At 45.6% G+C, this 485-nt stretch carries 1 protein-coding gene; it reads left to right on the top strand.

What is annotated here, in order from left to right:
* A partial coding sequence (locus B3182_RS14380; RefSeq protein WP_292753237.1) for a PEP/pyruvate-binding domain-containing protein occupies positions 1-485 on the top strand: 485 nt, incomplete at both ends.

The following is a 485-nucleotide window of genomic DNA, read 5'->3' as shown; positions in this document are numbered from 1 at the left end:
AGCGATTGCCTATCGCGATCACCAAGGATTTGAACACAGCGAAGTGGCTTTGTCTGCTGGTATCCAGAAGATGGTGCGCTCTGACATTGCTTCTGCCGGTGTGGCTTTTACCCTGGATACTGAAAGCGGTTTTCGTGATGTGGTCTTTATCACTGGCAGTTACGGTCTTGGCGAGATGGTGGTACAAGGCGCGGTTAATCCAGATGAGTTTTACGTGCATAAAACCACATTAACTGCTGATCGTCCTGCGGTATTACGCAGAACTCTGGGCCAGAAAGCGCTTAAAATGGTTTACTCAGGTGATGCAAAATCACCGGTTAAAACCGTTGATGTCGATCCCGAAGAACGATTGCATTTTTGTCTGAATGATGAAGAAATTGAATCATTGGCCCGCATGGCGATGATTATTGAAAAGCATTACCAAAGACCAATGGATATCGAATGGGCAAAAGATGGTAACGATGGCCAGATTTACATTGTTCAGA

Origin of the sequence: Methylophaga sp. UBA4204 (assembly GCF_002379485.1) — a bacterium.
Lineage (GTDB): Bacteria > Pseudomonadota > Gammaproteobacteria > Nitrosococcales > Methylophagaceae > Methylophaga.
This window is presented reverse-complemented; position numbering and strand designations above follow the sequence as displayed.